At 72.5% G+C, this 6,610-nt stretch carries 5 protein-coding genes; 3 read left to right on the top strand and 2 right to left on the bottom strand.

All coding sequences use genetic code 11. The features are described from left to right. The first annotated feature begins 91 nt into the window (after positions 1-91). Positions 92-1,024, top strand: a complete 933-nt coding sequence (locus ABZW11_RS34455) for a CoA ester lyase (protein ID WP_355426478.1) — start codon at positions 92-94, stop codon at positions 1,022-1,024. On the opposite strand, the gene ABZW11_RS34450 is transcribed toward ABZW11_RS34455, so the two are convergent. Next, positions 1,014-1,559, bottom strand: coding sequence for a DUF6529 family protein (locus ABZW11_RS34450; RefSeq protein WP_355426475.1), 546 nt, complete (start codon positions 1,557-1,559; stop codon positions 1,014-1,016). The genes ABZW11_RS34455 and ABZW11_RS34450 overlap by 11 nt on opposite strands. Beyond that, positions 1,556-2,272, bottom strand: coding sequence for a hypothetical protein (locus ABZW11_RS34445; protein WP_355426472.1), 717 nt, complete (start codon positions 2,270-2,272; stop codon positions 1,556-1,558). The genes ABZW11_RS34450 and ABZW11_RS34445 overlap by 4 nt, the downstream gene beginning before the upstream one ends. A 219-nt stretch (positions 2,273-2,491) precedes the next feature. On the opposite strand from ABZW11_RS34445, the gene ABZW11_RS34440 reads away from it, so the two are divergent. Both ABZW11_RS34440 and ABZW11_RS34435 read left to right on the top strand, forming a co-directional pair. Continuing rightward, the gene (locus ABZW11_RS34440; RefSeq protein WP_355426469.1) at positions 2,492-3,343 is read left to right on the top strand and encodes a CPBP family intramembrane glutamic endopeptidase; all 852 of its coding nucleotides are present in this window, start codon (positions 2,492-2,494) and stop codon (positions 3,341-3,343) included. A 345-nt stretch (positions 3,344-3,688) separates the two neighbouring features. Then, positions 3,689-6,610: a hypothetical protein gene (locus tag ABZW11_RS34435; protein ID WP_355426466.1), complete on the top strand. Its 2,922-nt coding sequence runs from the start codon at positions 3,689-3,691 to the stop codon at positions 6,608-6,610.

Genomic DNA, 6,610 nt, shown 5'->3' with positions numbered 1-6,610 from the left:
ATCGGTAAGCCGTATGCGGGAAAACCGCACGTACGGAATTGAAAGGGGGATGGGGAACCGGGCCTTCACGGCACCGCGCCCCTGACTACCAATGCGCTCACGACGTTCGGTGCTCGCCGTGCCAGGCAGCAATCCGCGGTTCCTGGAGAAGGCCCAGACCCTGCCCGTGGACGAGGTCTTCCTCGACCTGGAGGACTCCGTCGCCCCGCTCGCCAAGGAGGAGGCGCGGGTCAACATCGTCGCCGCCCTGCGCGAGGGCGACTGGTCCGGCAAGACGCGGGTGGTCAGGGTCAACGACCTGACCACGCAGTGGACCTACCGCGACGTGATCGAGGTCGTGGAGGGGGCGGGGGAGTTCATCGACTGCGTCATGCTGCCGAAGGTGCAGGACCCCACCGAGGTCGTCTGGCTCGACACGCTGCTCACCCAGATCGAGAAGACCATGGGGTACGAGGTCGGCCGCATCGGCATCGAGGCGCAGATCGAGAACGCCCGCGGCCTGGTCAACGCCGACGCCATCGCCGGGTCGTCGAAGCGGCTGGAGACGCTGGTGTTCGGCCCGGCCGACTTCATGGCCTCCATCAACATGCGCACGCTCGTCGTCGGCGAGCAGCCGCCCGGCTACGCCGAGGGCGACGCCTACCACTACATCCTCATGCGGCTGCTGATGGCCGCGAGGATGCACGATTTGCAGGTCATCGACGGCCCCTACCTGCAGATCAAGGACGTCGACGGCTTCCGGAGGGTCGCGATGCGCGCCGCGGCGCTGGGCTTCGACGGCAAGTGGGTGCTGCACCCCTCGCAGGTCGACGCGGCTAACGAGGTGTTCTCGCCGTCGCAGGAGGACTATGACCACGCCGAGCTCATCCTGGAGGCGTACGAGCACTACACCACCGTGGAGAAGCGCGGCGCGGTCATGCTGGGCGACGAGATGATCGACGAGGCCAGCAGGAAGATGGCGCTCGTCGTGGCCGCCAAGGGGCGGGCGGCCGGGTTGAGCAGGACGAAACGGTTCACACCTTGATGCCGATGGCGGTGAAGAACCAGAACGACGAGGTCAGCCAGAGCCCGACCAGCGCCGTGAACGCCAGCCCGCCGAAGACCGGCAGCGTCCAGCCCGGCGTGCCCTGCTTGGGCAGGGCCAGCATCTTCGCGGTGAACAGGCCGTAGAAGAAGCAGCCGAGCAGCGAGTGGGCGAGCACCCGCGGCACGTCGTACTGCAGGCCGAGCGCGTACAGGCAGTGGAAGGCGACCGGGATCGTGAGCAGGAACGCCAGCCGTCCCGACCAGCGGTGCACGCCGGGCGGGATGGTGACCCCGAGCCTGCCCCACATCGACAGCGCCGAGACGACCTGCACGATCGCGAGCACGAAGGCGCCCGTCGTCAGCCACACCTTCATCGTCAGCGCGCCGGAGAAGCCGGCCACGCCGACCGCGAAGCCGGTCGGCGTGTGCGCGCGGCCGTACACGCCGAGCGCGAGCACCACGAGGCCGCCCGCGAGCAGCGGCACCAGCAACGGGCTCAGGCCGCGGGAGGGCCGCTGGGGGATGGCGGTCATCGCATCTCCTCGACGAAGGAGTCGGCGTCCTCGGGGTAGACGGTCGTGCCCTCGACCGTGATGGGGGCGGTCGGCTGCGCGCTGTCGAGCTCGGGGACATCGAGCTGCTCCTCGCCCGCGAACGCGGCGCCGACCTGGTCGTAGCCGCCGGCCGGGTTCTTGACCATGATCCAGCCGGCCCGGAACCGCGCGCCCCTGACGATGGCGGTGGCCCGGTAGAGGCCCGACGGCTTCTCCACGGTGGGGGCCTCGAAGGCCCAGCGCTTGCCGGCGACCGTGACCGTGCCCTCGGCCCGTCCGCCGCCCAGCTCCGCCTTGACCGTGGAACGGGCGTTGGCGACGCCCTTGAGCCGCAGCTCGCCGACCGTCCCCGAGCCCTTGAACCAGGCCTCGGTACGGCCGTCGCAGAAGTAGCCGACGGCTTTGCCGTTCCTGATGGAGATGGCGATGAGGGCGCCGTTGCCCTTGACCCGGCCGCCGTAGTCGGCCTTCTCGATCTTCTTCGGTTCGGTGGCCGTGGGGGAGGGCGACGCCGGGGCGGCGCTCTCCTCAGGTGCGCTCGCTTCGGCGGCGGGCGCCTCGGCGGCGGTGTTCGTACGCGTATCGGCGGCCTCCTGCGCCGCCGGTGCCGCGGTGATGCTGGCGACACCCAGCCCCACGGCGAGCACCGCGCCCGCCGTGAGGGTGATGACAGGTCCCAGCCTTGACGACATGGACTGCTCCCAGGGTCGAAATGTCTATGGCTCCGAGCATCCGCCTAAATTTCGGCCCCGTCTGTGAACTATTGCGCATGGGACGGACAGAATAGGGAGATGCAGGAGAAACCAGGGCCCCAATTTCCACACAGTGGCCATCCGTATCCGCCTCCGCAGCCGTCCTGGTTCCTGCCGACCCCGCGCGGAGCCCGTTACGACCACCTGGCGCGGACCCCGGTGACGCGGCTCTGGCAGGCGATCGTCGGCACGCTGATCGTGGGCTTCGGGTTCGTGATCATCAATGTCCTGGTGGTCCTCGCGTTCTCGGTCGTGACGGTCCTGTTCGGCCTGCCGCAGCCGTTCTTGCCGAACGGAGTGCCGAAGGGCACGCCCACCGGGCTGGCCATGACGCTGCTCGGGCTCGCGCTCGTGCTGCCGCTGGTGTTCGGCACGGCCGCGCTCGTCCAGCGGCGCCCTCCTGGGACGCTGTCGTCCGTGGCCGGGCGGCTGCGCTGGACGTGGCTGCTGAGCTGCGCGGCGCTGGGGCTGCTGGCGATGGTGCTCGGGCAGCTCGCGCAGTACGCCGTGCTGTCCACGGCCGGCCTGGACACCGAGCTGTTCGGCTGGGCCGGATGGGACGTCTTCCTGCCGCTGCTCGTCGTGATCGTGCTGCTGGTGCCCTTCCAGGCGGCGGCCGAGGAGTACATGTTCCGCGGCTGGTTCATCCAGGCCGTCGGCGCCCACGTGCGCAACCCCGTCTGGTCGATCCTCATCGGGGCGGTGCTGTTCGCCTCGGTGCACGGCTATTCGTGGGCCGGGCTGGTCGACGTGTTCGCGTTCGGGGCGGTCATGGGGTGGCTGAGCGTGCGTACCGGAGGGCTGGAGTCGGCGATCGCGCTGCACGTGCTCAACAACGTCATCGCCTTCAGCATGAGCGCCGCCGCGGGCCAGCTCCAGGACGCCCTGGATCAGGCGAAGACGCCGGTGCCGTGGCAGGCGTTGGCGGGAACCGTGGTGCAGCTCGGGGTGTATGCGTTTGGTGTGATGTATCTAGCCAAAAAGCGGTCGGTTGGCACTATTTCGCAATAAATCGGGCGGAAGGTGCGGGGAATCTCGCTAGAGAGGTCTCGCTATTCCGGCTGAGTCATGCTGGTCTGGATGCTGTCAGGGACGGCGAGGGCTCCCGCCCGGACCTCCCTGGAACGGTCCGCGACAGCGGCCTGGAACGACCTGTACGACTAGTCCGACTAGGAGGTACGGCGCGTGGCCTCCGGCCCCAGCGAACCGCCACGGCGATCGCCGGAAGACGACGAGCCCCGTACCGAGGGATCGTCCGACCCCCAGCCGCCTGCCGAAGAGCCCAGGATCAGCCATTCGCCGCCCGGTCCCACCGACGATCGGGCCAGAGGGCTGCCCCTGGCCTCTCCGTGGGGCATGCCGCCCTTCGCCGCCCCCATCCCCGACGAGGAGCCCGAGCCGCCCAAGGGACGGCGGCCGTACAGCTCGCCGACGGCCGAGCCCGGCGTGGAGCCGCACGTGGAGCCGCACGTGGAGCCGCGCCGCCGGCCGCGCCGGGTCGTCAACCGGCCGGACAAACTGGTCGCCGGCGGCCCGCTCAGCAGGGAGCAGCCAGGCCAGGAGAGCCGCCCGGGTGAGGTCACGCAGCCGCTGGCGGCGGCCCCCGGCGTGCCCGTCCAGGACCCTCCCGCTCAGGAGGCTCCCGCCCGGGACGCTCCCACCCAGGACGCTCCCGCCCAGGGGCGAGGGGAGACGCGAGGTGAGGACCGTCCGCCGCTCTCCGCCGGCGAGGCGCGGGGTGTGGACCGTCCGCCGCCTTCCACCGGCGAGGCCGGTGCTCGTGCGGACCGTGAGCCGCCGCCGTACCGGCTGGTCTATCCGATCCCGTCGCGCGACACCCCGCCCGAGCAGGAGAGCGGCGAGGAAGAGGTGCGGCGCGTGGGCCGCCCACCGGCGGGCCGTCCGACCCGTCCCGACCTGCTGGTCGCGGCCGGCCCCGCACGTCCGCAGGGCGGACGCCACCACAGGGGCCCGGCGCCGTCCGCCGTCCGCCGCGCGGGGCCGGTGCGCAGGGGCAGCAGGGCCGTCCCCGTCGTGCTCACCGTGGCCGCCGCCATGCTGGTGGCCACCGGCGTGCTGGTGTGGCAGCGGGCCGGCGACGAGGCCCCCGCGCTGCGCCTGGAGGCGGGCACGGGACGCTCGGGCGACGAGCTGTTCACCGTCCCCGCCGCAGGCGACGGCGTCAACCAGAAGCTCAACGACATGGCCTCGGTGGGCAAGGCGGTGGTGGCGGTCGGCAGCGACACGACCAGCCCGACCCCGCGCCCGCTCTTCCTGTTCTCGCCCGACGGCGGCAAGCGCTGGCAGCTCGGCCAGGTCAACGGCACCTCGGCCACCCCGACCGTACGCAGGGTCGTCGGCGGCGAAGGGCGCTGGCTGGCCAGCGGCGGCGACGAGGCCACCGGCGAGCGCGGCCTGTGGACCAGCACCGACGGCTACAGCTGGACGGCCGTGCCGTCGTCGCGCCTCGGCGCGTTCAGGGACGGCGACCAGATCGCGGACATCGCGCGCACGAAGTCCGGCTTCGTCGCGGTAGGCCGCACAAGGGGCGCCGGCGGCGGCCCTGATGGAGGCACGGCCCCGGCGGCATGGCGCTCGGCCGACGGCGCCGCCTGGGAGCGCGCCGAGCTGAGCGAGCCAGGCGTCCGTGAGCTCAGGGCCGTGGTGGCCAGGGGCGACACGGTCGTGGCCATCGGAGTACCCGCGGACGGCGAGGGATCGCGGGTGCTCCGATCGGCCGACGGCGGTCGCGCCTGGCAGGCGACCGGCTTCCAGCTCCCCGAGGCGGCCGACCCACGGGCGGGCACGGTGGCGGCACTGCCCAAGCGGTTCGTGCTGGTGCCGACGCGGCGGCGGACGGTCGAGGGGGACGTCCGCGTCTACTGCTCGCCGACCGGCGCGCAGTGGTCGCAGTGCGGCTCCATCCGCGGGCTGGACGCCGCGAGCACCGGCGTGGAGTCGCTGATCGCGTACCCGTCGGGCGTGGCGGCCATCGCGCCGGCCGGCATCGGCGGCTACTCGGTGCTGACCAGCTCGGACGGGCGCGACTGGGACAAGCGGGCCGACCTCGGCGACCTGACGGGGGCGACGCTGCGGGGGTTCACGATCGCGGAGGGCGGCACGCTGTTCGCGGGCGGCGACCGGGCGGCGTCCGACGTGGACAACCAGCTCGTGCTCATGGCCGCGCCGCAGCGCGGGTCCGCCACGCAGGTAGGCCTCGGCGACGTCGAGGGCCTGACCAGGATGGCCCGCGAGACCAACGCGCTGGCCGCGCACGACGGCAGGTACGTCGCCGTCGGCTCGGCCTCGGGCGACGCCGGCCTGTGGACGATCAGGAACTGGCAGAGCTGGAAGTCGATGAGCCTGGGCGGCCCCGGCAGGCAGACGCTGGAGGACGTCGCCCGCGGCGCCCGCGGCTGGCTCGCCGTCGGCGGCACCCAGACGAACGTCTCGCTCACCGATCCCCTCCTCGTCACCTCGCAGGACGGCGAGAACTGGAAGCGGGTCGACGTCAGGGGCGACCTGGCCCGCCCCCAGAACGACCCCTACCTGCAGACCCGCGTCGTCACCGCGGGCAAGAAGGGCTACGTGGTGGCCGGTGAGGCGCGCGACCAGGCGGGCGTGACCGGCGCGGCGATGTGGTTCACGCCCGACACGCGCAAGTACACGCGCTCGGAGAAGCTGCCACAGGGCGGAGCCGGCGTCCGCATCCACGACGTGGCCGCGGTCGGCGACGGGTTCGTGGCGGTCGGCGGCAAGGGGACGGGCGACCGCGAGGACGCCGTGGTCTGGCACTCGGAAGACGGACTCAACTGGCGGGCCCGCGAGCCCGCGGCGCCACCCGGCGCCACTTCGGCGGGGCTCCGGCGGGTCGTGGTGCACCAGGGCAAGCTTGTCGCGATCGGCACGGCGCCGGCCGACGGCGCGCGCCGGGCGTTCGCGGCGGTCTCCGACGACGACGGCGAGAGCTGGCAGACCACCTGGCTGCCCGCCGAGCGCGCGGCCGGCGTCTACGACCTCGCGGCGGCCGACGAGGGCCTGGTGGCGGTCGGCTGGCACGGCACGCAGGGCGAGGGCGACAGCGCGGCCTGGACGTCCCAGGACGGGCTGGCCTGGAGCCGCATGGAGCTCACCAAGGACCGGCTGGCCGGTCAGGGCGCGCAGTGGCTGTCGGCGGTGGCGGTGGCGGGCACGGAGGTGGTGGCGCTCGGGCGGTCCACGACGTACGACGCGGACCACCTCATCCTGTGGACCTCCAGCCTCACGTCCAGCAGGTAG

The organism is Nonomuraea sp. NPDC004580 (assembly GCF_040609855.1).
Classification (GTDB): domain Bacteria; phylum Actinomycetota; class Actinomycetes; order Streptosporangiales; family Streptosporangiaceae; genus Nonomuraea; species Nonomuraea salmonea.
This window is presented reverse-complemented; position numbering and strand designations above follow the sequence as displayed.

Excerpts from the sequence above, each read along its gene's own strand:
- ABZW11_RS34450 (WP_355426475.1), bottom strand. The coding sequence starts at position 1,559 with ATGACCGCCATCCCCCAGCGGCCCTCCCGCGGCCTGAGCCCGTTGCTG.
- ABZW11_RS34435 (WP_355426466.1), top strand. The coding sequence starts at position 3,689 with ATGCCGCCCTTCGCCGCCCCCATCCCCGACGAGGAGCCCGAGCCGCCC.
- ABZW11_RS34445 (WP_355426472.1), bottom strand. The coding sequence starts at position 2,272 with ATGTCGTCAAGGCTGGGACCTGTCATCACCCTCACGGCGGGCGCGGTG.
- ABZW11_RS34455 (WP_355426478.1), top strand. The coding sequence starts at position 92 with ATGCGCTCACGACGTTCGGTGCTCGCCGTGCCAGGCAGCAATCCGCGG.